At 51.1% G+C, this 24,133-nt stretch carries 23 protein-coding genes; 9 read left to right on the top strand and 14 right to left on the bottom strand.

Annotated features, from left to right (window positions below; all coding sequences use genetic code 11):
• Positions 1–209: 209 nt before the first annotated feature.
• The 3 genes from F454_RS0110155 to F454_RS0110145 form a co-directional block, all read right to left on the bottom strand.
• Complete coding sequence (locus F454_RS0110155; protein WP_018970552.1) at positions 210–1,040, bottom strand: sulfite exporter TauE/SafE family protein; 831 nt, start codon at positions 1,038–1,040, stop codon at positions 210–212.
• A 74-nt stretch (positions 1,041–1,114) separates the two neighbouring features.
• Positions 1,115–2,155: a methionine synthase gene (locus F454_RS0110150; protein ID WP_018970551.1), complete on the bottom strand. Its 1,041-nt coding sequence runs from the start codon at positions 2,153–2,155 to the stop codon at positions 1,115–1,117.
• A 17-nt stretch (positions 2,156–2,172) separates the two neighbouring features.
• A complete protein-coding gene (locus F454_RS0110145) occupies positions 2,173–3,198 on the bottom strand; it encodes a DUF1852 domain-containing protein (protein WP_051083298.1) in 1,026 nt (341 codons plus the stop codon).
• 82 nt (positions 3,199–3,280) lie between these two features.
• On the opposite strand from F454_RS0110145, the gene F454_RS0110140 reads away from it, so the two are divergent.
• Together F454_RS0110140 and F454_RS15835 are read left to right on the top strand one after the other, a co-directional pair.
• Positions 3,281–4,174, top strand: coding sequence for a LysR family transcriptional regulator (locus tag F454_RS0110140; protein WP_018970549.1), 894 nt, complete (start codon positions 3,281–3,283; stop codon positions 4,172–4,174).
• 87 nt (positions 4,175–4,261) lie between these two features.
• Positions 4,262–5,152: a LysR family transcriptional regulator gene (locus tag F454_RS15835; RefSeq protein ID WP_018970548.1), complete on the top strand. Its 891-nt coding sequence runs from the start codon at positions 4,262–4,264 to the stop codon at positions 5,150–5,152.
• A gap of 166 nt (positions 5,153–5,318) precedes the next feature.
• Here F454_RS15835 and F454_RS0110130 read toward each other — a convergent pair whose 3' ends face one another.
• A complete protein-coding gene (locus F454_RS0110130; RefSeq protein WP_156817241.1) occupies positions 5,319–7,121 on the bottom strand; it encodes a hypothetical protein in 1,803 nt (600 codons plus the stop codon).
• A 1,372-nt stretch (positions 7,122–8,493) separates the two neighbouring features.
• Between F454_RS0110130 and F454_RS0110120 the strand changes: the two genes are divergently transcribed.
• The 6 genes from F454_RS0110120 to F454_RS0110095 all read left to right on the top strand — a co-directional run bounded on the left by F454_RS0110120 (position 8,494) and on the right by F454_RS0110095 (position 14,384).
• Positions 8,494–8,949: a superoxide dismutase [Ni] gene (locus F454_RS0110120; protein ID WP_018970545.1), complete on the top strand. Its 456-nt coding sequence runs from the start codon at positions 8,494–8,496 to the stop codon at positions 8,947–8,949.
• A 125-nt stretch (positions 8,950–9,074) separates the two neighbouring features.
• Positions 9,075–10,265: a cation:proton antiporter domain-containing protein gene (locus tag F454_RS0110115; RefSeq protein ID WP_018970544.1), complete on the top strand. Its 1,191-nt coding sequence runs from the start codon at positions 9,075–9,077 to the stop codon at positions 10,263–10,265.
• 70 nt (positions 10,266–10,335) lie between these two features.
• Positions 10,336–12,189: a phosphoenolpyruvate carboxykinase (GTP) gene (locus F454_RS0110110; protein WP_018970543.1), complete on the top strand. Its 1,854-nt coding sequence runs from the start codon at positions 10,336–10,338 to the stop codon at positions 12,187–12,189.
• 82 nt (positions 12,190–12,271) lie between these two features.
• The gene (locus F454_RS14870; protein ID WP_018970542.1) at positions 12,272–13,228 is read left to right on the top strand and encodes a L,D-transpeptidase family protein; all 957 of its coding nucleotides are present in this window, start codon (positions 12,272–12,274) and stop codon (positions 13,226–13,228) included.
• A 7-nt stretch (positions 13,229–13,235) separates the two neighbouring features.
• Positions 13,236–13,697, top strand: coding sequence for a cupin domain-containing protein (locus F454_RS0110100; protein ID WP_018970541.1), 462 nt, complete (start codon positions 13,236–13,238; stop codon positions 13,695–13,697).
• 6 nt (positions 13,698–13,703) lie between these two features.
• Positions 13,704–14,384 (top strand): DUF2293 domain-containing protein, encoded by a 681-nt coding sequence (locus F454_RS0110095; RefSeq protein ID WP_018970540.1) that lies wholly within the window; start codon positions 13,704–13,706, stop codon positions 14,382–14,384.
• Between the two features lie 3 nt (positions 14,385–14,387).
• Here F454_RS0110095 and F454_RS0110090 read toward each other — a convergent pair whose 3' ends face one another.
• The 10 genes from F454_RS0110090 to rplE form a co-directional block, all read right to left on the bottom strand.
• The gene (locus tag F454_RS0110090; RefSeq protein ID WP_083912959.1) at positions 14,388–16,583 is read right to left on the bottom strand and encodes a peptidoglycan D,D-transpeptidase FtsI family protein; all 2,196 of its coding nucleotides are present in this window, start codon (positions 16,581–16,583) and stop codon (positions 14,388–14,390) included.
• A gap of 45 nt (positions 16,584–16,628) precedes the next feature.
• Entirely contained in the window at positions 16,629–17,441 is an 813-nt protein-coding gene (map, locus tag F454_RS0110085; RefSeq protein ID WP_018970538.1) for a type I methionyl aminopeptidase, read from the bottom strand.
• 104 nt (positions 17,442–17,545) lie between these two features.
• On the bottom strand, positions 17,546–18,175 hold the full coding sequence (locus tag F454_RS0110080) for an adenylate kinase family protein (RefSeq protein WP_026292839.1): 630 nt from the start codon (positions 18,173–18,175) through the stop codon (positions 17,546–17,548).
• Positions 18,176–18,245: 70 nt separating this feature from the next.
• Positions 18,246–19,748, bottom strand: coding sequence for a preprotein translocase subunit SecY (gene secY, locus F454_RS0110075; protein ID WP_018970536.1), 1,503 nt, complete (start codon positions 19,746–19,748; stop codon positions 18,246–18,248).
• Between the two features lie 110 nt (positions 19,749–19,858).
• Positions 19,859–20,299, bottom strand: a complete 441-nt coding sequence (gene rplO / locus F454_RS0110070) for a 50S ribosomal protein L15 (RefSeq protein ID WP_018970535.1) — start codon at positions 20,297–20,299, stop codon at positions 19,859–19,861.
• 66 nt (positions 20,300–20,365) lie between these two features.
• A complete protein-coding gene (gene rpsE / locus F454_RS0110065) occupies positions 20,366–21,049 on the bottom strand; it encodes a 30S ribosomal protein S5 (RefSeq protein ID WP_018970534.1) in 684 nt (227 codons plus the stop codon).
• Positions 21,050–21,061: 12 nt separating this feature from the next.
• Entirely contained in the window at positions 21,062–21,418 is a 357-nt protein-coding gene (gene rplR, locus F454_RS0110060) for a 50S ribosomal protein L18 (RefSeq protein WP_018970533.1), read from the bottom strand.
• Positions 21,419–21,457: 39 nt separating this feature from the next.
• Positions 21,458–21,997, bottom strand: coding sequence for a 50S ribosomal protein L6 (rplF, locus tag F454_RS0110055; protein WP_018970532.1), 540 nt, complete (start codon positions 21,995–21,997; stop codon positions 21,458–21,460).
• Between the two features lie 24 nt (positions 21,998–22,021).
• Entirely contained in the window at positions 22,022–22,423 is a 402-nt protein-coding gene (gene rpsH, locus F454_RS0110050; protein WP_018970531.1) for a 30S ribosomal protein S8, read from the bottom strand.
• Between the two features lie 36 nt (positions 22,424–22,459).
• On the bottom strand, positions 22,460–23,032 hold the full coding sequence (gene rplE, locus F454_RS0110045) for a 50S ribosomal protein L5 (RefSeq protein WP_026292838.1): 573 nt from the start codon (positions 23,030–23,032) through the stop codon (positions 22,460–22,462).
• Positions 23,033–23,300: 268 nt separating this feature from the next.
• Between rplE and modA the strand changes: the two genes are divergently transcribed.
• Positions 23,301–24,047: a molybdate ABC transporter substrate-binding protein gene (gene modA, locus F454_RS0110040; RefSeq protein ID WP_018970529.1), complete on the top strand. Its 747-nt coding sequence runs from the start codon at positions 23,301–23,303 to the stop codon at positions 24,045–24,047.
• The last annotated feature ends 86 nt before the right edge of the window (positions 24,048–24,133 follow it).

The following is a 24,133-nucleotide window of genomic DNA, read 5'->3' as shown; positions in this document are numbered from 1 at the left end:
AGGCGAAGCCCAGAACGGTAGAAATCCTGGCTGCTTCAGCAGCCCATTCCGCAGAGCCTGCAGTGCGCCATGCGAACAAAGGATCATCCCTCCGCGTGTGAGCTCCCTCCGGGCTAGACTGCAACGTGACTCATCGGACGGATAAGGATAGTCGACCCTACCTGCGCACCGATTTGACTTATCTCGCACGTGAGTTGTCTTTAGGAAACTCAGAGAAACACCTGAGCGAGCATCCTCACCCCAGTGATCAAGAGCACCACAGCAAAGACTCGCTTCAGTTTGGTAGCGTCCAACTTCTGAGCAATGGCCACTCCCACCGGAGCAAAGAGCACCGTGAGGGGCATGATGCACAATAGGCCCACGACATTGACTAAACCGTAGGTGCCAGCCGGCGCATCGCTCGGCGTCACGCCGAACAACATCATCGTCAGTGCCCCAGGCAGGGAAATGATCAAACCAATAGCCGCCGCTGTGCCGACTGCCCGATGTGCAGGGTAATGGCACATCGTGAGCATCGGTACTGAAAGAGTGCCGCCACCAATGCCTACCATCGAGCTAAAAAATCCAATGGTGCTTGCCATGGTCGCCTGGCCAAAAGCGCCAGGTAATTCCTGAAATAATGCCGCCTTGCCAGTTCGGAATAACAGGTTCAATGCGGATAGACTAGCGATCACTCCGAACATGACGGTGAGCCAGGTACCGTCAACACGGGTCACTAGCCAACTACCGATCACCACACCAACAAAAATCCATAAGGCCCAGCGCTTCAATAGCACCACATCCACATTGCCCTTGCGCCTGTGTGAGCGGATCGAGCTAATCGATGTGGGCACAATCGTTGCGAGTGAAGTGGCCGTTGCCACGAGCATCGCAGACTCCGCTGAGACTCCTAGGCTTTGAAAAAGAAAGAATAAGACCGGCACGATCACGATACCTCCGCCCACGCCCAATAACCCAGCGAGCGTGCCGGCAAACACACCGGTCGCTGCTAGCCCCAGCAAAGTCGTTAGATTGCTGCTGATGATTTCAATGATTCCCATGGGTACTCGATCTTCTTGAGGTAGCTGCCATCGCAGGCCTCTCTTATAATCGCCCAGTCGTGTTAGGCAAATGCTTAACCGACACATTGGGCCGTAAGCTCAGCCCTCACGATAGACGCACCGGCACTCAGTGCCTCCATCTTCCCTCGAGCCACCTCGCGCGAGAGCGGCGTCATCCCACAATTGGTCGATGGGTAGAGCTTGTCCGCGTCCACATACTGAAGTGCTTGACGCAGAGTGGCGGCCACTTCTTCTGGGGTTTCAATTTGCTTTGTGGCCACATCGATCGCTCCCACCATCACCTTTTTACCTCGGATCAACTCGATCAATTCCATCGGCACGTGCGAGTGATGACACTCGAGTGACACGATATCGATGTTCGATGCCTGGATCGCAGGAAATATCTCCTCGTACTGCCGCCACTCCGAGCCCAAGGTCTTCTTCCAATCAGTGTTCGCCTTAATTCCGTAGCCATAACAAATGTGCACCGCCGTCTCACATTGGAGCCCTTGAATCGCACGCTCAAGGCAAGCAATCCCCCATTCCTGCACTTCCTCAAAGAACACATTGAATGCGGGCTCATCAAATTGGATGATATCCACTCCCACTGCTTCTAACTCTTTTGCTTCATCATTCAGTAACTTGGCAAACTCCCAAGCGAGCTTCTCCCGGCTCTGGTAATGCGCATCGTACAGCGTGTCCACCATCGTCATCGGCCCGGGCAAGGCCCACTTGATCGCTTGGTCGGTTTGCTGACGCAAAAATTTAGCATCTTCAACAAAGACAGAACGCGGTCGGCTCACTGGCCCCACCACGGTCGGCACACTAGCGTCGTAGCGGTTGCGAATCTTCACCGTCTCACGTATCTCAAAATCCACACCATCGAGATGCTCGATGAAGGTGGTCACGAAGTGCTGACGGGTTTGCTCGCCATCGCCGACGATATCGATTCCAGCGAGACTTTGCTCCTGCAGTGAGATGCGAAGAGCATCTTTCTTACCGTCGACCAATTGCTGATCCTCGAGCTTCCAGGGTGACCATAGCGTCTCGGGCTCGGCGATCCACGATGGTTTTGGCAGACTTCCTGCGGTCGATGTTGGTAGTAGAGTGTTCATAATATTGCTAGTTTAGATTAGACGGCGCAGCGCTGTGACCATTGCTGCAGGATGGATTGATAGGGTTTGATAAAGTTCTCCTCGGCGAAGGCTCCTTGCCTCACCGCCAGCTGGCTTCGTTCCTCTCGGTCGTACACAATCTGAGTGAGGGAATGATCGCCGTTTTTTAGGTTTGGCTGGTAGATATTCCCCGCCACCGCATTGGCATTGTAAATCTCGGGGCGGTAGATCTTCTGGAAGGTCTCCATCGTGCTGATAGTAGCGATGAGTTCGAGGTTACTGTAGTCGCTCAGCAGGTCTCCGAAGTAATAAAATGCTAGAGGAGCTACGCTATTGGGCGGCATGAAGTAGCGCACCGCAAAGCCCATTTTCTTGAAGTATTGCTCAGTGAGTGAGGGCTCGTTCGGCTGGTACTCTACCCCTAATACTGGATGCTGGTTTTCGGTACGTTGGTAGACTTTGTTATCCGAGACACTAAGGCAGATCACGGGAGCCTTGCTAAAGTTCTCCTTGTAGGTGCTAGAGCCCAAGAAGTCCCTGAAGAGCTTACCGTGCAAGTCGCCAAAATCATCGGGTACACTGAATTGCTTCGCTCCTTCATTATGCTCACGCAGTCGGATACTAAAGTCGTAATCACGGACGTAAGAGGAAAAATTGTTCCCAACTATCCCATCGATATCCTGATTGTTTTTGTGATCATGGACCTTGGTCTTCAGAATCTCAATGGATGGGAAGGTCTCACCCTTGCCCTCGATGTCGACGTCCACTGAGATGATGTCGAGCTCAAGCGAGTAGCGGTCGCCTTTCGGGTTATCCCAGCAGGCGAGAGCATTGAAACGGCTATCAACCATGCGCAGCGCATTACGCAAGTTCTCCTGGCGGCTCTCACCGCGCGCAAGGTTGGCAAAGTTGGTGGTGACGCGCGTGCTGTCTGCTGGCTTATAGTTTTCATCAAAGCGGATACGCTTGATGCTGTAGCTGAATGCCTGCTCTGACTCTGGACTCACCACTATTCTCTGGGATACGATCTCTTTTGTTTTCATGCGGCGCAGCATATCAAGATTGATCTATGAATAAAAATGGTCATTAATCATGAGTCCATGAGCTAAGCTCATCGAAGAACACATGAACTATCTCGAACGCATCCATTTGGAAATCATTCTAGCAGTCGAAACCGAGGGCAGCATGACCGCCGCGGCAGAGTCGCTGCACCTCAGTCAATCGGCCTTGAGCCACAGCATGAGCAAGCTTGAGGATCAACTCGGGGTGAAACTCTGGCAGCGCAAAGGGAGACAGCTGATCCCGACACAAGCTGGACAACATCTGCTCAACACAGCGAGACGCTTGATCCCTCAGTTTGTCCGCACCGAACACCAACTCATCCAGTTCAGTAAAGGAGAGCGCGGTGTCCTTAAAATCGGCATGGAATGCCACCCCTGCTACCAATGGCTTCAGCGCGTCACCAACCCCTACCTCCAAGACTGGCCCTCAGTAGACTTAGACATCATCCAGAAATTTCAATTCGCAGGGATCGAGGCACTCCTCGCCCACGAAATCGACATCATCGTCACCCCGGATCCAGTACTCAAGCCTGAGCTCACTTTCATCCCTTGCTTTGACTACGAACAAGTTCTCGTGGTTTGCGGCGATCATCCATTCAAAGGCAGCCCCTTCGTGAGCCCAGAAGATCTAGCCGAGGAAACCTTATTCACTTACCCAGTTTGCTCAGACCGGCTCGACATTTTTTCGCATTTCCTCACCCCACTAGGCAGGACGGTAAAGCACCAAAAACTCATCGAAACCACCGAAATCATGATCCAAATGGTAGCCTGCGGCCGCGGTGTCACAGCACTCCCACGTTGGCTAGTCAATGAGTACAGCGAGCGCTACGACATCTTCCCCATCAAGCTAGGAAAAGATGGCCTGCACAAACAAATCCACCTCGGCATCCGACAGGAAGATGCTCAGGTAGACTACATCCAAGCCTTCCTTGAAAAAGCTCAGACGACAGGCAGCTAAACCAAGAAACTCTCATTCCCCCAAGGTCTTTCTGGCTCCAGGTGTTTCGAGATTGTGTTCCACGCACCACAGAATAACGTACTAACAATGAACCTGCATCACCTAGAGCTTTTCTATTATGTAGCGAAATATGAAGGCATCACCTCAGCTGTAGGAAAAATGCCATACAGCGTGCAGCAACCAGCCATCTCAAGTCAGCTTCAAACCTTGGAGAAAGAACTGAGTGTGAAACTCTTCAACAGACGTCCTTTTCAGCTAACTACTGAAGGGGAAAAACTCTACGACTATATCTATCCATTCTTCTCAAGATTGGGGGAGCTCAAAGACTATCTATCTGGAGAAGGGGGCAATCATCTACGTATCGCAGCATCAGATGGGATCATTAGACATCATTTACCCTCTATTCTTGATAACTTCAGATCTATAAAACCTGATCTAAAACTCACTCTGGATGAAGTAGACTCCACTGAAATCGCTCAGCTTCTTTGTGATGAAATGATCGATGTGGCTATTAGTGTGTTACTAGACGAATATCCAAGAGGAACTCAGGTCATCAAACTCATCACCCTCCCTATGGCTCTACTCGTCCCGAAAGAATGGAAGTTGGGTTCTCTCAATGATCTGTTTGACGAACATTTATGGAATAAGCACAAAGTCGGAAATCGACCATTGGTATCGGGGCAGGCAAACGAACTGCTGGTCCAAAAATTTAATCACGAACTCAGTAAGCGAAACCTAGTGTGGCCACCCTCTCTTCAACTTTCTACTCAAGAATTCATTCGCTCCTATGTAGAGCGTGGATTCGGAGCCGGCCTAACAGTGGTTACTCCAGGTGTTCCCATTCCAGAAGGTTACAAATACTTTATCTTGGAGGATTTCCCAGCACTCGAGATCGGAATCTTGCACCGCAAAAACCTTAAGCCTATCGGCAACGATTTCATCCAGATTGTTGAGATGGTAACCCAGCAGCTTCTTTAAGTTCGCTGAACGATCTTGGAATCATCCTGCATGTGCAGGTGCCCATCCTCTGAGGGCCAATAAACACCGCCTGATTAGTTCATTGCAAAATCGATCACTCACACAGAATTATTGGTGAAATCAATAAGTACGCCGTCGGGATTACCATCCCGACGGCTTTCTTTATCTAGTTGAGATCAGCCTCGCTGTATTGGCGAGTGTCAGCATATCCTAACAAGCCTATGTGCTCGGTATTCCGTTGGTATGGTTTGTTATTGGTATGCTTGTAGGGGTCATAGGTTGGAATATAATCCCCGTCATACTGAATCAAGAACACTGGTTTGTAGTGAGCATTCACTGGGCGGTCTCGGAGCTCTAAGTGAACGGGCGCATTCCCTGATAGGGTGGGCATGCCCCCTGCAGCCGAACGCCGCCACGCATACAGCGGCCCATTGCTGAATGATGAAACGACCTCCACAGTCGTCTTCTCCTCGAGATCATACTGGGCAATCGCTTGCTTCACCTCTGCCACTGTACCAAAAACGTAATAGTACCGTGCGAAGAGGGAGCTTCCTTCATCCACATTCTGATAGCGGATGACTTCAGTCACATTATAGTTGCGCCACTCCGTTTCAGGCGCAGAAGCATCGCCTCCTGCAGTGCCAAATCGTAGCACATCACCTCGATGGCTGGCGAAGTTTTTAGCTCCGAATACCAAAGCCATCGCCTCTGCATTGTCGTTTCTGTCTGCCGCGTACAACAGCCACCCACCCGTATTAAGAGGGCCAACAGTTGACGCTGCATTGGTAAAACCAGGCATACTCTCAAAGAACTCACCAGTCACGGAGCCATCTGCATTCTTGTCTCCTAACATCACTTCTGGATAGGTACTCAATCGCACGCCACCCCAAGGAATATTGAAGAAGTCCAAGCGATCCGCTCCGAAGTTGTGAGCCAAATGGCTTACTTCGAGAACCCCATCAGCAACGACGCGGTACTTGGTGTACACAATCGACTCTGACTTGTGCATCGTTAGCCCAGTGGTTTTATCCAAGTGACCCTGCTGTACCCAATTTGCCATGACATAGGTGTTAGAATCAATCCTTCCAGCCATCAGTACCGGGGAGTAGAACGGCTGCTCCATGTGATCGATATAATGGTAGGTTCCCGCTTGGTGGATGAAATACTTCTCTCCACTTTGGTAGTGCTTATTGATATTCTGCTGAACCAACTGGAACACTTCGTCGATCCAAGGAGCCATTTTCTTGTACCCCTCCCCTCGGTTCTGCGGTGGAATCGCTTCTTCCCCTGAGGCGGTACGTATGGAGTAGATTTGGCCACCTTCACCAATCCCAACTCGGAACCCCGCTTCTGACGATTGACTCGATGCATGATCAATGACCGTGTATGCCACGTCGGCTTCATCGTGCAGCGTGGATTCATCAAACGCTGTCTCTGGTAGATCGCGGTAACTTGTCCAAGGGGATCTCGATAGCTCGACGCTATCAGATTCGAACAAACCTGAAATGTCCACGCTCCCTTGAGCTGCCAAAGGGGCTTGCCCATAAGTCGGCATGATTTCAAGGAACGCTTGGGGGTACTCCAACACCTCGGTGAGGTTCAAAAGCCAACTATTGCCCTCTTTACTGAAGGTGGCTTGCAAACCGGGAAATGTTCCAGTCACTTGAGCATCTCCGATGTGGGTCAGATTACTCGACTTGAATAACTCGAATGTTCCTGGCCCTCCAGCATAGGCGCTACCGTCTACCTCGAGCTTGGCATGTGACAAGGTCATCCATTGGTTCGTCATGATTGGGCTCACCCCGTCTTGATCAAAGATAAAGCGGAAGGTTGCCGCCTCACTCGGGGAGTTCACATTCAGTCGATCCATAGTGATCGTAGCGGCATCACCGATGATGCTAATCACTGGCGAGTTCGTGCACTTGACCTGCCCTCCAGACATGTCCACCACGCCTCCCTGAATAGTCATGGTCTTGGTTCCTAGCCAGAGGAGATCATAGGGCGAGGTACCTTGCGCCCGAAACGTGCCACCAGAAACGGAAAATTCACCCTCACCCATAGTGACGTCACCATTTCCAGGCAATCTAGTGAGTAGCCCTCCAGAAACCTGTAACCGCGACTTGGGACTGAAGAGATGGAAGACATCAGCGCTCAGTGACCCTCCTCCTTGGATGGTTAGCTGCGCACGGTGTGTCGTTCTTTTTCCTAGCCGTACCTCACCGGCCTGCTGAGCGATAACACTATTTACTGACACTTCCGGATGAGGCTTGAGCAATGCCGTCTGGCTTACTGTTGGCAGCATATTTCTAGACCAGTTTGAGACAGTGTCCCAGTAACCAGAATCTCGATAAACATTGTTCTCAGCTGCTAGTGTTGGCGCCAACAAGCAAATACCAACTGGCACGAGCTGAAGCCTAGGTCGAAACCAATTTGTTACAACCTTGTAACGTTCGATGTTTGAGGAGACTTTCACTCCTCTGCGGGGTGTTTCATTTATCATATTTTATATTATTTCATAACAAACCTGAAATATAAATTATCAGGATAGCGAATGGAGCAACAATATGCTTACTACATGACTCTTCAACCTATCAAGAATATTTGAACCACTCGAAAATAATGATACATCGTCAAATTATTATCATATTAAATCAAAACAAAACCCAAGTAATGAAGATTTTCATCAAATCAATTTATATCATTCATTTTCAGTGAATAACACGGGAAATGCCCGATTACACAAGAGTTGCAGATCATATCAATTCAGACTTAACAAAGATATATTTTGTTAGTTTTCATCAATCACTATCTACCACCTACTCAGCGAGGAATCCGAACTCTCAAGATGAACTAAGACAAGTGATTGATTAGATAAGCTAACAATGAAACTAACAAACGCACTCACTGCATTTAAACTCCCTACAGATTTGAATGGCATCGTCCTCAATTTAGATCAAGCACTTGGCTATTTTTCACCACCAAGCCGATCACTCCGTGGCGCTCAAGAGATTCAACAACTAGAGGTTCTCACATCCTTCCTTATGAGGAATTTCACCGGCCAGCCCCCCCTGAATTTCTAGCCGAACAAGAACAAAGAAACGGCTTTGAATGAGCTCATGCACTCGGTCGGCCTATCAAAAGCAGCACACAAACCGGAGAGCTGCATGTAAGCTAGGCTCATACGCTCTTGGCAATTTACTTTATTTAGCTGATAGAATCCATTGAGTCTATTAGCCGCTATGATACTTCTTATTACAGAAATATGGTGGCATTGAGGAAATCTCTGACTATGCTAGGGACTGCCTTCCGGCAAAAACCTAACAATAAAACCAACTAGTCCGATGAAACACCTCTATTCCGGCGCCGCCGCGCTCGCACTCACCTTCGCTCTCTTTTCCCCTCAGGCAGCCATGGCTCACTGCCAGGTTCCTTGCGGAATCTACGCCGATGATAATGTCTTCGAAGATCTAAAAAAGGATCACGAGACGATTCTCAAAGCAATGACTGAGATCGAGAAGCTGTCCGCGGATCCAGCCAAGAACATCCACCAAATCACGCGCTGGGTCGCCAATAAAGAATCACACGCTCAATCGATCCAAGATACGGTAGGCCAGTACTTCCTCGCTCAGCGAGTCAAGCTCGGTGAAGAGAACAAAGGAAGCTACTTGCAGAAGCTCGAACTGCTACATGAGGTGATCGTCTACGCTATGAAATGTAAGCAGAAACTTGACGTGGAAAACGCAGACAAGCTACTGGCATCAATCGAAGCGTTCGAGAAGCTGTATAAAGCAAAGTAAAGCCCACGTTCTAACCATTCCACCAAGTGCTCACCTTGACCGGTGAGCACTTTTTTATTGATGGCCTATCCATAAGCCTACAGTTAAGACTCGATCTTACGAGCCTCGCGCCCTAAGAATAGGGTATGTATCTGGGCTTCACCTTGGTAGCGTTATGCGCCCTCTTCTACTGCCTATTTGCCAAACGTATGAGCTCATGGCCAGTCTCCAGTGCGATGATTTTCATCCTCGCAGGAGTGGTGTTCGGCCCCCAAGGTCTGGGTGTTCTCGAGCTTGAACACGCCAGTGCCGAGGTTCGTATCCTCGCCGACCTCACCTTGGCTCTGTTGCTCTTTGCTGATGCCTCTAGCATCAAGGCTAAAACGCTCGCGCGGGTGAAGTATTTGGCCATACGCATGCTTCTCATTGGCCTACCTCTGTCGATTTTCTGTGGCTATCTGCTGGCTCGCTTCATGTTCCCAGAGCTCGGCATGTGGGATTGCGCCCTATTAGCCACTGCATTGGCTGCGACAGATGCCGCCCTCGGGAAGCCTGTGGTCACAAACCCAAGCGTATCAGAACCCTTGCGTACCACAGTCAATCTCGAAAGTGGTCTCAATGACGGGCTCTGCGTCCCGCTCCTTTTGCTATTCATCGCGCTAAGCAAAGAACTGATGATGGATGAAGCTTCTGACTTAGCAATGGGCTTGTTCCTATCAGAAATTGGCATTGGAGCTGTACTAGGCGTACTGATTACTTGGCTTGGCAGCAAAGCGGTGCGATTGGCCACTGAGAAACAATGGGCTTCCATCAAATGGGTACCGATGTCGATCAGCGTGATTGCCCTCCTTTGCTTTCTAATCACCCAGAATTTACATGGCAGCGGCTATATTGCCTCCTTTGTTGGGGGCCTCACCTTCTCTCTGGTAAACAAGAATATAGATCACGATTTAGTCGATGATACGGAGACCTCTGGAGAACTGTTAGGGATGCTCACTTGGATACTCTTTGGCACATTACTCTACCATACTGTGAGTCTCGATCCATCGTGGAAGGACTGGGCCTATGGCATCCTCAGCCTCACCGTTGTACGCATGCTACCCACCCTCCTTGTTCTCACCGGTACTGGTTTAAATTTACCGAGCAAGGTATTCCTCGCATGGTTTGGGCCACGGGGGCTCGCCAGTGTGGCATTCGCCTTCATCATCATCAATAGCCAGATCCCCAATGCTGCAGAAATCGTACCAGTTATCTGTTGCACCATCGTCCTCAGTGTGGCTCTACACGGCATCAGCGCGCTCCCGTATATCAAAAGATTTGCACACTCGTTAGGCTAACAAAACAATTTCGCAAAGATATGTTAGTTTAGTTTGCGGAGGAGTACTTTTCGTGTTCATATGCTAGGTGATGAATACGGATTTACCCACCCGCCACAAAGCCCTGACTAAATGGGTCAAGAAGATGATCAACTTATGCGAGCCGAAAGATGTACATTGGTGCGACGGCTCCCAAGAAGAATGGGATCAACTCACACAGGAACTCGTAGATAAAGGAACCCTCATTCAACTCAACCCAGAGAAGAGGCCCAACAGCTTCCTAGCGCGCTCGGCCCCATCTGACGTGGCCCGCGTGGAAGAAAGAACCTTTATAGCGACCAAGCACAAGGATGAGGCAGGGCCTACCAACAATTGGTGTGAAGAAGGTGAAATGAAGAAGCAAATCCTCGAGCTCTTCCAGGGCTCCATGAAAGGTCGCACCATGTATGTCATTCCATTCTGCATGGGGCCTTTAGAGTCACCTCTCGCGAAGATTGGTGTGCAAGTCACAGACTCAGCTTACGCAGTGCTCAACATGCGCATCATGGCTCATATGGGCTCTCATGTGCTGGAGCGATTGGAGAAAGAAGCTTTCGGTGAAATCGAATCTCGTCGCACCAAACCAGGCTTTTTCATCCCATGCCTCCACTCAGTAGGCGCCCCACTCGAAGATGGGCAGGAAGACGTGCCGTGGCCGTGCAATGACGAAAAGTACATTGTCCACTTCGTGCGCTCCCGCGAAATCGCCTCTTATGGCTCCGGTTATGGTGGTAACGCCTTGTTAGGAAAAAAATGTTTGGCTCTCCGCGTCGCTTCTAACATCGCACGTGAACACGACTGGATGGCCGAGCACATGCTCATTTTAGGGCTTGAGTCACCCAGTGGTGAAAAGACCTACGTCACGGGAGCCTTCCCGTCGGCCTGTGGCAAGACCAACCTCTCGATGTTAGTACCACCCGAAAAGTACCGTAAAGAGGGCTGGAAGACCAGCATTGTTGGTGACGACATAGCCTGGCTATGGCCACATGAGGATGGCCGTTTGCATGCGATCAACCCGGAGACCGGCTACTTTGGAGTTGCACCTGGCACCTCGTATGAATCCAACCCTACCGCCATGGATTCGATGAAGGAGAATTGTATCTTTACCAATGTCGCGCTCACTGATGATGGCGATGTGTGGTGGGAAGGCATGACAGATGATGTGCCAGCACACCTTATCGACTGGCAAGGCAATGACTGGACGCCGGAAGACGGCAAGAATGGAGTCAAAGCGGCGCATCCAAATGCACGCTTCACTGCCCCAGCGGGTCAATGCCCGACCATCGATCCCGAATGGCAGAACCCTGAGGGAGTGCCAGTCTCGGCCATCGTCTTTGGTGGTCGTCGGAAGACAACCATGCCACTCGTCTATCAAAGCTTCAACTGGTCGCACGGTGTCTACGTAGGCGCTACGATGGGTTCTGAAACCACTGCTGCGGCTGCCGGAGCCATGGGAGTGGTTCGCCGTGACCCGATGGCCATGCTTCCCTTCTGTGGCTACAATATGGGGCATTACTTTAGGCACTGGATCAATATGGGCCGCAAGGTCGACCACCTACCTAAAATGTTCCACGTAAACTGGTTCAGACTCGACCAAGACGGCAAGTTCCTTTGGCCTGGATTTGGCGAGAACATGCGAGTCCTCGAGTGGATTGTCGATCGCTGTAAAGGACGTGCTCTCGGGCATGAATCATCGATCGGATGGGTCCCCACCATTGATGAAATCGATCTCGAAGGGCTGGACGGCTTCGGCGAAGTAGAATTCGACAAGGTCATGGCAATCGACCAAAATGAATGGAAGCATGAAATATTGAGCCAAGGTGAGCTTTTCATCAACCTCCACCAACACATGCCGCGTGAATTAGTCTACCAAAGAGAGTTGTTAGCATCGCGTATTATTGATTAATCCATTACCAATCCTGAGCCAGGTAGGAAGTGCGCGTGCGCCTCACCTGCCTGGCTTTTTTATTCATCCAGAACCCTCGACCATGAAAGTAAAGAACCTACTCTTCTGCAGCCTCATCATAGGGCTGCTTTGCTCCAGCCCCGCCCTGCGTGCCGAAGACCGACAGCACAACCCGGATTCATTCACCTGGAACCCTGAACTCTCGACCCACGGACCCGTGCTCATCACTGTGAGTCTGAAAAACCAAATTGCGGCCGTTTACCGCAATGGCATCCAGATCGGATCCAGTGAGGTCAGCACCGGCTTTGATGGGCATGAAACGCCAACCGGAGTCTTCCACATCCTCAATAAAGATGCCGACCACCACTCTAAGACCTACGGCAACGCCTCAATGCCGTATTCTGAGCGCCTTACTTGGGGAGGTGTCGCACTCCATGCTGGCGCAGTCCCTGGCTACCGTTCTTCGCACGGCTGCATTCACTTGCCCTACGCATTCTCTAAGAAGCTGTTCGGTGTCACCCATCGGGGCACGACTGTCGTAGTCAGCAACGAAAGCCCAGACGTGCACGTAAGCAATGGCCACAAAGTGCTGCTGAGCAATGGTGAGGCTAGCAAGTTTATCTGGCAACCTGAGCTGGCACCGAGTGGTCCGGTTTCCTTGATTTTTAGCCGCAAAGACAAAAAGCTCTATCTCGTCCGTAATGGGGTCACGATTGGAGAATGTAAGGTGAAGACCAGCCTCTTCGGCAAACACACTAAAGGAACAGCTGCATTCATCTTCTCAGGCTGGAGCGCCGACCATGATGGCGGCAGGCATTCGATGTGGACTCAAGTGAGTGGCAGCCGCGAACAACACACAGAAGCACTGGACGAGTGGTTCAAACTTGACCCCAACTTCCAGCACATTTTACAAGGAGCCCTCACTCCTGGCACCAACCTTGTGGTCACTGAAGGCTCAGTGAAAAAACCTACTGGTAAAGGCTTTCCTCTGCTACAGGGAGCCAAAGAAGAAGCGGAAGCCAAGAGCGACGCCAAGTAATAAAAACATGCAACCAAACAATCTCCTCGATCACCCAGAGGGCGGGAAGTACACCGAAGTCTTCCGCTCGATTCATAAAGTACAGTCCGCATCACTCGGTCAGCGCAGCTCGCTCACCCACATCTACTTTCAGCTAGCCGAGGGAGAAGTCTCACAATTTCATAAAGTCAGTAGCGAGGAAGTTTGGAACCTCTACAAAGGCCAAGGGCTTCGCCTGTACCAATGGGATGGCGAAAGCGATACCATTGATGTGATTACTCTATCTGCGGAGACCAACACCTTTTGCCACGTGGTTCCTGCGCATTATTGGCAAGCGGCCGAACCCATCGGAAAAGACGAGGTCCTCGTCGGCTGCAGTGTGGCTCCCGGCTTCGAATTTGAAGACTTCACCCTCATCCGCGATTGTTCTGGCCTAGCTCAGAAACTCATTACTCTGGAGCCCAGCCTCTCACACCTCGCACAGATCTAGCGAAGCATGGCATCCACTTTGACACTAGAAGTGCGTCCATCCTCACGCAGCGGCTACGTCACTAGCTTGGATGGCGAAGCACTCGCCATTCCCGATGGCTGGGCATTGCTCAAACCGGGAGACGCCGCTCTCTCACGTCGGATCAAACTCGATGGTCCCTCCTGGACCGTCAAAGAACCCAAAGGGCGTAAGCTTTTTTCTCGTGGAATCTGGGCACCTGCTGAGCGTATTGAAGTGCTCAGAAAACAACTCGAAGCAGAGAGGAAAGATCCAAACTACCAAAAGAAGTTAGACGCTGGTAGAGCTCGCCGAGCGGCTGAGCAAGAACGCTACGTGGAAGAATTTAAAGTAGCCGTCCAGCACTTCCTCAACTTCTCATTCACCTATGATGCGTTCGAAGACAAGCTAGCCGACGCAGTCACAGCCCATGCGATCCCAGTAGGCAGTGGCACAGTAGCACGTACCCAACGGATCCCCATCGAGCAACGAGCAGAATCCGCGGTGATCGCATGGATGCGCCACCAGACAAGCGCCTATGATCAGATGACCATTCCTCGTGAAAAAGGCAAACGTCGCGAAGTCCGCCGCATGCTGGCTAAACGCTCTCGCGTCATCTTGGATCAGTATCGCTTAGACAAACCTTTCGATTTAGCGAGCTGCCCCTTGGCTCAGGCTCTGCAGAGCTGAGCGCTATTCCTCAATGATCAATGCGCGCAATGGCGGCGGCTCAGAGTCATCAATGCGCGGTGGTTCGCCTTGGTAACTTTGCCTTTGCTCAGGCTCGACAATGCGTGCGCGTGGAGGTGCTTCTCCGAAGTCTGGCTCTTCAACCTCCTCCACCACCGGCACGGCACGGGCTGGTGCCACAGGCGAATTACCCGGGATGTAGGGTTGCGGGTCTTCCTCCACCAACAAGGCTCGCGGCACATAGAACGCTTCGTCTGATTCTTCGTCCACCACGGTGGCTCTCCCAGGCACGCCTATGGCCACGCTATCATCAGCCACAGCGGTTTCTTCTTCTACCACAATGAGAGCGCGAACGGCAGGATTCAAGGTCTGCTCTACTTCATCTTTAATCGGCTCAAAAAAACTTTTTACCATCGGTGCAGCCTTGCTACCGCCACCCACTTTTTCCCCTGGGCGCCCTTCGTAGACCATAGCGAATGCGTACTTCGGACGATCGAGTGGAAAGAAGCCCGCAAACCAGCCGAGCTTTTGCTCCTTCTCTTCTGGGCCCCACTGGGCGGTTCCCGTCTTACCGCATACCACCGTGTAGCTGAGCTTTGCACGCCAGCCGGTGCCACCGCCGCCATTCACCACGCGCATCAAGCCTTCTTGGACAAGGCTCACGCTCTCTGGGTCAATCGTGTTCACCATATGAGGTTCGGGGCGGTTGTACGATACAATCCGGCCATTAGAATCTTGAACTTGTCTCACCAACTGCAGCTTAGACATGCGGCCACTATTGGCAATGACTGCCATCCCTTGCGCCACTTGAAGCGGAGTGGCAAGAATCACACCCTGACCGATCGACAGGTTTGCCGTATCCCCATCAGTCATCCTCCTTTTGTGGTACTTCAACATGTATTCATCGCTCGGCAAGAGGCCCTTCTTCTCCCCAACGAGTGGTAATCCTGTCTTCTGACCGTAGCCAAGAGCACGGGCTGTATTCAAAATATTTTGAGAACGTGTGGAGATTCCGACCTTGATGAAAAACGGGTTATTCGAACGATACAGAGCCTTCACCACGCCCATCGAACCTTCCGGCTTTTTATTCCAGTTCCACATCTCGTGTTTCCCCAGCTTGACGAACGCGGGGGTGTCAATCTGGCTCCAGCGATCGATCGCCCCAGTCTGCAACGCTGCCAGCGCCACTACGGCCTTGAAGGTTGAAGCTGGTGGGTATTCTGCCTGATAAGAACGCGCAAACAACGGTGCATCAGGATTCTCACGAAGATCGCTGTAGTCCTTGGTCGTGATGAATGGAACAAAACTATTGAGATCATAGGACGGCCGCGAGGCCATCGCCACAATTTCTCCATTGGTCACATCCAAGATCACCAATGCTCCCTTGTGAGCATGCTCCGCAAGAACTTCTTCGGCACGGATTTGCCAATCCAGGTCAAGCGTTGTAACCACCGAGCCACCCTGGCGAGGTGCACGCTTTTCCTCACGCAACACTTCATTACCAGCTGAGTCGTATTCGAGGTGCAACAGGCCATTCTGTCCCGTCAGCTCACGGTCATAAATTTTTTCAAAGCCAGAACGTCCCTCGGTGAATTCGAAGATTGGGTCGCCGTAATTGATCGGCCCCTTCTCCAACTTACCCTTAGACCCGACATAGCCGATCAAGTGTGCTGCAAGATCTCCCTGAGGGTAGTAACGTTGGTAAATTGGGTGCAGGATCAAGCCGTCGATGAGCTGGGGCTCTAGCTCCTTTTTGCGATCAGCTGTGACCACATGCGTGATGGGCATCGCCAACCAGCGGCGGTGGCGATAATGCTGCCAGAGGTCTTCATCTTTGACCATCCATTCCAAGCCAAAGACTTCGTTGGCTTTCTTCACCCGTTCTTGACCCCACTCGATGACAAAGTCACGGGTCGGGTTGTTGAAATGCGGGAACATCAGGGCCGGGTACCAAACCACCTTATTCTGCGCCAGCGACTTGCCATTACGATCCAGAATCTGACCGCGTGGACCAGGGATCGATAGCGTCATCGTACGCGCATTTGGGCGCGTGCTTACCGCCGCTCTGTTGGATTCACCCGTGAGATTTAGATCCAAAGACGCATCGAGCTCGTCCGCCGCCGAGACTAAGCCCGCATGACTCCCCCACATTGCTGAAGCAACAATCGATGATCGAAGAATGGATCTGAACAAACGCATTACCTTCACAATTATCACAACTTTGCTTCTAGCCCAATGGTGGAGTTACAGCTTAATGCCCAAGATTTCCTCGGTAGCTTCGCGTGGGCGCGCCGTGAGAATGTCTGGGCCGTCCTTGCCCACACATACCGTGTGCTCAAAATGAGCAGAGTATTTCTTATCACCAGTAATGACTGTCCAGCCGTCATCGAGCACCCGCACCCGTGGGGTACCGGCATTGATCATTGGCTCCACAGCGAGCACCATGCCCTCACGCAGGCGAGGGGTTCTGCCGAGAGGTCGGTAGTTGGGTACTTGAGGTTCTTCGTGAAGCTCCTGCCCGACTCCGTGGCCGACAAATTCCTTCACCACTCCCATCTTGAATGGCTTCACATACTCCGCCACAGCGCCACAGAGGTCGGCGAGGTACTCACCATCTTTAGCAAAGGAAAGCGCTTCGTAGAGTGATTGTTCGGTGACTGCAAGAAGGCGCTTCACTTCATCATCAATGTTGCCGACCGGTACGGTGGTGGCATTGTCACCAATCCAGCCATTCTTCACCACACCAATGTCGATGCTAATCACATCACCATCTTGGATCACGCGGTCAGAGCCGATGCCGTGCACCACTTCTTCGTTCGGTGAGATACAAATATTCCCAGGGAAGCCGCGGTATCCGAGAAAGGCTGAGACACACTCCCTCTCTTTGATCAATTCAGCTGCATATTCATCCACCTCTTTGGTGGTTTTGCCGGCTTCAATGAACTTCGCGGTAAGCTGGAGAATCTCGCTGGATGTCTCACAAGCCACACGCATTTGCTTGATGTCCTCTGGGGACTTGATCGGGATCTTGTTCTTATTTGGTTTACGTTTAGCCATGATAAAAAAGCATGTTGGTACGCCGAGTCGATGACCATTCGGTCAGCGATGTGGGTCACTGTACTAGATTAGTTAATGAACACAAGGAGAGTATCGAGGTCCGATCAAGCTCCGGGAAGCTTCAGCGATGAAGCGACTCGTTCGAAAACTTGCTCGGGAGGCAAGGTGCCATCGACTCGCACCAAAGATCCCTGCGCCTCGTAGTATGCATAGAGAGGTTTGGTGAGTTCGTTAAAATTTGCATATCGCTTGCGGAAACTCTCAATGCCATCGTCGTCACGCACCACCAATACGCCACCACAGTCAGGGCATGGGCCGTCTCCCACGACCTTGCGTGAATGCGTGGCTGAGCAACTACTGCAGATCAAGCGTGACAGGATCCTCTCCTCGAGCACGTCTTGGGAAACCTCTATACCAATCACCACATCAGGCCGGAAGCCTTCAGCATTCAGTGCTTCAGCTTGGACGAGAGTGCGCGGAAAGCCATCGAGCAACCACGGCTTCTCCCCGACGCCATTGAGCCACTTGAAGACCATACGCATAATCAACGCATCTGGCACATAGGCGCCATGGTTGATGAAGCTGTCGATCTCTTTGCCGAGCTCTGAACCCGAGCTCACCTCGTCGCGCAATAGCTGTCCGGTGCCGAGGCACTCCATCGCAAGCTGTTTGAGAATCAGCTGACACTGAGTTCCTTTACCACATGCTGGAGGTCCTAATAAAATAACATTCATGATAAAAAAATTGGCTGCTAGATACACTAGCAGCCAAGAGAGAGATGATGTTTGCTAGTGCGTGCTCGAATTAATTTTCGAGGATAAGAGCTACCACACCGAGCAAGAAGAACACTGCTACCACCAAGAGAAGGTAGATCATGTTGTTGCTTGAACGTGCTGCGAGCTGCTTATTGCGGCGATCCACCGCGCCCTTGAGCTTACCTTGACGGAGGAAACCGTCGTAGTTGCGCTGCAGGAGCTGAGTTTCTACCTGGCGCATGATATCGAGAATCACGCCGACCATGATGAGGAGTGAAGTGCCACCAAAGAACTGAGTGATCGCTTGGTCTAGCGGATTTTCACCGAAGAGCAATGGCATCTGCGACACCACAAACGGCAAGGCAAAGATGATGGTGAGGAACACAGCACCCGCGAAAGTGAGGCGTGTCATGGTAAAGTCGAGGAACTTGGCAGTAGGCTCACCAGGGCGCACACCTGGGATATAGCCGCCACTGCGCTTAAGGTTTTCTGCAATCTCTGAAGGCTGGAACATCGTGGCCACCCAGAAGTAGGAGAAGAAGAAGATCATCACACCTGCAATGACGTAGAACCAAGGGCTATTGCCCGCGAGGATTGAACTCAGAGTGAGACCCCAACTCGCCGTTGGGAACAGCTGGCTGATGATCACGGTTGGGATGCCGAGGATCGCAGTAGCGAAGATGATTGGCATCACGTTTGCGTAATTAAGCTTCAGCGGAAGGTACTGTGTCTGACCGCCGTATTGCTTGCGACCAACCACGCGCTTGGCGTACTGGATCGCGATGCGGCGCTGGGCTTGGGTGATTGAAATAGTAGCCGCGATCACGAAGATCAAGAAGGCGAATAGGAACACAACGAAAGCGGCCCCTGCAGGTGTGCCACCGCTAATGAGTGACTTCCACAGAAGTGCGAGTGATGCTGGGAGAGCAGAGATGATGTTCACCGTGATGATCATTGATGTGCCATTACCAATGCCGTTTTCAGTCATCTGGTCACCAATCCACATAAGAAGCAAGGTGCCAGTTACCACCGTGAGGGTGAAGATCGCGATGAACGAGAAACCTGGGTTGGGAACCACAGCGCCAACAGCCTCGATACCATTGAAGAATGGAAGCGATCCTGGATTGGTTGAAAGTTGGTTCGCAAGGAGTCCACCCTGAACCAGTGCGATGATGATCGTAATGAAGCGGGTGTATTGATTGATTTTCTGACGCCCGCCATCTTCACGTGAAAGCTTCGCAAGCTTAGGCATGACTGCTGACATGAGCTGCATCAAGATCGATGCGGAAATGTAAGGCATGATCCCGAGTGCAAACAAACCAAGTTGTTGGAGGCCACCACCAGAGAAGATCGTCGCCATGGTATCGAGCATGCCATTGTCGCTCCCACCTTTAGCGGCCTGTTCTTTCATGTATTGGTCAACCACGCTGGCATCAATGCCCGGAAGGGTGATGTGTACACCAAGGCGCACGATGACGATCATCACAAGCATGTAGATGATCCGTTCGCGTAGCTCTGCTACTTTCCATGTATTCGCAAATGCGGAAATCATAATTTAGGTAATTTGTGGGGGCGCTTGTATAAAGAAGTGAGGAAGCGCGCAAGCGCTTCCTCACTAAAAGTTAAAATAAGTGGGAAACCACTTAAATGTGATCGAAAAAGTTAGGCTACAGTGCCGCCAGCCTTTTCAATCTTCTCCTTAGCGGAGGCAGAGAGCGCGTCTACAGAAACAGTGAGTTTCTTGCTGAGCTCACCGTTGCCGAGTACTTTGATTTGATCAAATGCACCCTTAACGAGGCCCTTTGCGCGAAGTGATTCTTCGTTCACAGTGTCACCTTCTTCGAAGAATTTCTGAAGGTGTGCAGTGTTCACGACAACCACTTTGTCTGCGAAGCGTACGTTATTGAAACCACGCTTAGGTAGACGACGGTGGATCGGCATCTGGCCACCTTCGAAACCAACGCGAACGCCGGAACCTGAACGTGCCTTCTGACCTTTGTGACCCTTACCTGATGTTTTACCGAGGCCTGAGCTTTCACCCTTACCAAGACGCTTGATGCGGTGCTTGGATCCTGGGTTAGTTTTGAGATTGTGAAGATTCATTATCTTAAATTTCTATGGATGAGAGGGAGCCGCTAGAGAAACCCAGCGGCTTTACCTCTGGTTAACTTAGAGAGACTCAGCCTTGAGCTTACCACGTGAGCTAAGCACGTCTTCGCGAGTGCGAAGCTGAGCAAGAGCCGCCACAGTAGCTTTCACTACGTTTGCGTGGTTGTTTGAGCCGAGTGACTTACCGAGAACGTTGTGGATACCAACTGCTTCGCATACCGCACGCACACCACCACCGGCAATAATACCGGTACCAGGGCATGCTGGCTTAAGAAGCACCTTACCACCGCCGAATTCAGCGTATGTTTCGTGTGGGATTGTACCGTCTACGATTGCGTAGCGCTTGACGTCACGCTTAGCGTCCTGAGAAGCCTTACGAATACATTCGGTAACTTCGTTCGCCTTACCAAAACCTACACCTACGCGGCCTTCGAGAGTACCGGATACCATAAGCGCGGAGAAGGAGAAACGACGACCACCTTTTACCACCTTAGCACAGCGGTTGATGAATACTACTTTCTCTACAAGCTCAACACCGTCTTCGGTAGTTGGCTTTGCTGGGGCTTGACGCTGTGGACGCTCACGACGGCCACCTTTGCCACCACGACCACCAGGGCCGCCTTGACCACGACCACCACGACCTCCGCGACCACCTTGCTCCTGCTTAGGCGCTTCGGTAGTTGCTGGTGTTTCAGACTTTGCTTCCGCAGGCTTTGCTTCTGCGTTTTCTTTATTTTCAGACATGTTCGTGGATGATTAGAATTTGAGACCAGCTTCGCGTGCTGCTTCAGCAAGCGCTTTGACTTTTCCGTGGAAGAGGTGACCACCGCGGTCGAAAACGACTGCTTCGATGTTCTTTTCTTTCGCACGCTCTGCGAGGAGAGCACCAACTTTGGCAGCTGTTGCTACGTTAGAAGCAGCGCCTTCAATGGACTTATCAAGTGATGATGCTGCTGTGATTGTGTTGCCTGCAACGTCATCGATCACCTGCACGTAGATGTGCTGGTTTGAGTAGTTGATAGCGAGACGCGGACGCTCAGCAGTACCGGAAACCTTCTTACGGATACGGTTGTGAATGCGCTGGCGTACTGATTTACGATTGAGTTTGCTCATGTTGTGAAATTCAGTTTGAGATTAATGAAGTTGCTAAAATTACTTACCAACTGACTTACCAGCCTTACGACGAACGTATTCACCAACGTAGCGAATACCCTTACCCTTGTACGGCTCAGGCTTGTAGTATGCGCGAACTTCTGCCGCGAATTGACCTACTGCCTGCTTATCGACACCTTCAACCTTCACCTTAGTGGTTCCATCAACAGTAACTTTGAGGCCTTCTGGGATTGGGTGGAGGATTGGGTGAGATTTACCAAGGCTGAGATCGAGGGCTTTGCCTGCGACCTTAGCACGGAAACCAACACCAATGATTTCAAGATCTTTAACGTAACCTGTGGAAACGCCAATGATCATGTTGTTCACGAGGCTGCGAGCTGTGCCGTGAAGGGCACGAACTTGGCGAGACTCGTTTGCACGAGTGATCGTAACTTCGTTACCTTCAGCTGAGAAGCCGATGCCCTCAGGAAGTTGGAAGTCGAGCTTACCCTTTGGGCCTTCAACAACAACAAGGCCGTTAGCCTCTGTTACTATGACCTTCTCAGGAAGCGTGATTGATTTGAGTCCTACTCTTGACATAATAGTATATTCCTTAAGTTAGGGTTACCAAATGTTAGCGAGATGCTCGCCACCTACGTTTTGCTTCTTCGCAGCTGAACCAGTCAACAATCCCTTGGATGTTGAAAGGATGGAGATGCCAAGACCGTTGAGAACGCGTGGGACTTCACCAGCACCGACGTATTGACGGAGACCTGGCTTGGACACGCGCTTCACGTTGGTGAGGACTGCTTTGCCTGCGTCTGAGTACTTCACAGTCACAGTGATGGTCTTTTGCACACCTTCACCGGAAACTTCGAACTTCCAGACGTAACCTTCTTCTGCAAGAATGTTAGCAATTGCTTCCTTCATCTTACTGTAAGGAGCGGAGAATGATTCGTTACCCGCAGCTGAAGCGTTCTTCAGGCGTGTAAGGAAATCGGAAACTGGGTCACTAAGAACTGCCATGATTTTTTCCTATCTATAAATATTTAGTTAATTGAATTAAGCTGTAGCAGCTTCTTCTTTCTTGGCGTTCTCGCGGAACGGCATACCGAGTGCACGAAGGAGTGCACGACCTGCATCGTCAGTGTCAGCAGATGTTACGAAAATCAAATCGAAACCAATTTGGCGTTTGATCTGGTCAAGCTCTACTTCAGGGAAGATGGACTGATCAGCGATACCTACTGCGTAGTTACCTTGGCCGTCGAAGCTCTTTGGTGAAATACCGCGGAAGTCACGGATGTTTGGAGCAGTGATGTGGATGAAGCGATCGAGGAATTCCCACATGCGAGCACCGCGAAGTGTCACACGAGCACCTACTGCTTCACCGGCACGAACTTTGAAGTTCGCCACGGACTTGCGTGCGTAGGATACGGATGGCTTTTGGCCAGTGATTTTTGAGATCTCTTCTACAGAGTCCTCTACAGCCTGCTTGCGATCATTTGCGCGACCACAGTGAGTGGTGACAACGATCTTTTCCAAACGAGGCACCTGGTGAGGGTTAGCGCACTCGAGCTCTTTAGTGAGAGCGGGCACTACCTTCTCCTGATAGTATGTTTGCATTGTTGGTTTCATAATATTGCGGGTCAGCTTTTTAGTTCTGAATGCTTAGCTTAAGCGCTACCAGCCAATCGCTCCGAATACTCGGACACAATGGCGGGGCGGAGGCTTTAACCCAGCCCCCGCCGTTCCGCAAGCGTAAAGTATTCATTCCTCAACTTTTTTAGATTACCAAGAAGTGCCGTCACCCGCTTCCCTGAGAATCAAGAGTCAGGTGAGAGCGAAAACAGAGTTGCAGCACATCAACAGCTAGCTAAGCTACACTCGCCCTGCAATCTCCACCATGCGACAAATCAAAATCACGCTCATCTGCATTTTTGTCACCCTCACCTTGAGTGGATTCTTGTTGATCCGTGGAGCACAGTCTGCGTCGCACCATGAAGGCCTAGTCCTCTATTGTGCCGCAGGCCTGCGCGTACCAGTCAGCGAATTCGTGGAGCACTTTGAGCGAGAAACATCAATTCCGGTTCACGTTACCTACAATGGATCGGGAGCCCTGCTCACACAGCTACAGCTTAAAGGTGGTGACCTCTATCTCCCAGCCGATGAAGAATACATCCGCGAGGCGCAAGCCATGGGGCTGGCTTTAGCTGCCACGCCACTCTTCCCCCTCACCGCCAAAATTGTGGTGCATCGAGACAATACCAAGATCCACTCCTACGAGGATTTGAGCCGTCCAAACCTACGTATTTCGTTTGCCGATGAATCATCAGCCATTGGCCGCTTTAGCAAAGAATTGCTTACTAAACACCAACTATTCGAGCACATCCGTCCCAACATCGTAGTCACCAAGCCCACGGTAAACAGCGTGCTTGAAGATGTGGCTCTGGGGGCAGCCGATGCTACCATTGCCTGGAGTTCGGTAGCCGACAACTTCAAGGAGCTACGATGCATCGAAATGCCACTACTAGAGAGCAACCCACGTCACGCCAGCATTGCCATTCTGAAAAACTCTAACAATCGCAACCAAGCCCAACAGTTCATTGATCTACTTCGCAGCTCTTCTGGGGAGAATCCATCGACCAGATGAAAAGCGTGAATTCTGACCTTTAGGACCTCAGAATAACCAGAAGCACTTCAAGCTTGGCAAAACTTTGGGTTTACATGTGCAGCTGA

It is taken from the genome of Rubritalea marina DSM 17716, assembly GCF_000378105.1.
Lineage (GTDB): Bacteria > Verrucomicrobiota > Verrucomicrobiia > Verrucomicrobiales > Akkermansiaceae > Rubritalea > Rubritalea marina.
The sequence above is the reverse complement of the archived record's forward strand: the minus strand, read 5'-3'. Positions and strand labels throughout refer to the sequence as shown.

Excerpts from the sequence above, each read along its gene's own strand:
- F454_RS0110155 (WP_018970552.1), bottom strand. The coding sequence starts at position 1,040 with ATGGGAATCATTGAAATCATCAGCAGCAATCTAACGACTTTGCTGGGG.
- F454_RS0110150 (WP_018970551.1), bottom strand. The coding sequence starts at position 2,155 with ATGAACACTCTACTACCAACATCGACCGCAGGAAGTCTGCCAAAACCA.
- F454_RS0110145 (WP_051083298.1), bottom strand. The coding sequence starts at position 3,198 with ATGAAAACAAAAGAGATCGTATCCCAGAGAATAGTGGTGAGTCCAGAG.
- F454_RS0110140 (WP_018970549.1), top strand. The coding sequence starts at position 3,281 with ATGAACTATCTCGAACGCATCCATTTGGAAATCATTCTAGCAGTCGAA.
- F454_RS15835 (WP_018970548.1), top strand. The coding sequence starts at position 4,262 with ATGAACCTGCATCACCTAGAGCTTTTCTATTATGTAGCGAAATATGAA.
- F454_RS0110130 (WP_156817241.1), bottom strand. The coding sequence starts at position 7,121 with ATGACTATTCAGGGAGGCGTGGTGGACATGTCTGGAGGGCAGGTCAAG.
- F454_RS0110120 (WP_018970545.1), top strand. The coding sequence starts at position 8,494 with ATGAAACACCTCTATTCCGGCGCCGCCGCGCTCGCACTCACCTTCGCT.
- F454_RS0110115 (WP_018970544.1), top strand. The coding sequence starts at position 9,075 with ATGTATCTGGGCTTCACCTTGGTAGCGTTATGCGCCCTCTTCTACTGC.
- F454_RS0110110 (WP_018970543.1), top strand. The coding sequence starts at position 10,336 with ATGAATACGGATTTACCCACCCGCCACAAAGCCCTGACTAAATGGGTC.
- F454_RS14870 (WP_018970542.1), top strand. The coding sequence starts at position 12,272 with ATGAAAGTAAAGAACCTACTCTTCTGCAGCCTCATCATAGGGCTGCTT.
- F454_RS0110100 (WP_018970541.1), top strand. The coding sequence starts at position 13,236 with ATGCAACCAAACAATCTCCTCGATCACCCAGAGGGCGGGAAGTACACC.
- F454_RS0110095 (WP_018970540.1), top strand. The coding sequence starts at position 13,704 with ATGGCATCCACTTTGACACTAGAAGTGCGTCCATCCTCACGCAGCGGC.
- F454_RS0110090 (WP_083912959.1), bottom strand. The coding sequence starts at position 16,583 with ATGCGTTTGTTCAGATCCATTCTTCGATCATCGATTGTTGCTTCAGCA.
- map (WP_018970538.1), bottom strand. The coding sequence starts at position 17,441 with ATGGCTAAACGTAAACCAAATAAGAACAAGATCCCGATCAAGTCCCCA.
- F454_RS0110080 (WP_026292839.1), bottom strand. The coding sequence starts at position 18,175 with ATGAATGTTATTTTATTAGGACCTCCAGCATGTGGTAAAGGAACTCAG.
- secY (WP_018970536.1), bottom strand. The coding sequence starts at position 19,748 with ATGATTTCCGCATTTGCGAATACATGGAAAGTAGCAGAGCTACGCGAA.
- rplO (WP_018970535.1), bottom strand. The coding sequence starts at position 20,299 with ATGAATCTTCACAATCTCAAAACTAACCCAGGATCCAAGCACCGCATC.
- rpsE (WP_018970534.1), bottom strand. The coding sequence starts at position 21,049 with ATGTCTGAAAATAAAGAAAACGCAGAAGCAAAGCCTGCGGAAGCAAAG.
- rplR (WP_018970533.1), bottom strand. The coding sequence starts at position 21,418 with ATGAGCAAACTCAATCGTAAATCAGTACGCCAGCGCATTCACAACCGT.
- rplF (WP_018970532.1), bottom strand. The coding sequence starts at position 21,997 with ATGTCAAGAGTAGGACTCAAATCAATCACGCTTCCTGAGAAGGTCATA.
- rpsH (WP_018970531.1), bottom strand. The coding sequence starts at position 22,423 with ATGGCAGTTCTTAGTGACCCAGTTTCCGATTTCCTTACACGCCTGAAG.
- rplE (WP_026292838.1), bottom strand. The coding sequence starts at position 23,032 with ATGAAACCAACAATGCAAACATACTATCAGGAGAAGGTAGTGCCCGCT.
- modA (WP_018970529.1), top strand. The coding sequence starts at position 23,301 with ATGCGACAAATCAAAATCACGCTCATCTGCATTTTTGTCACCCTCACC.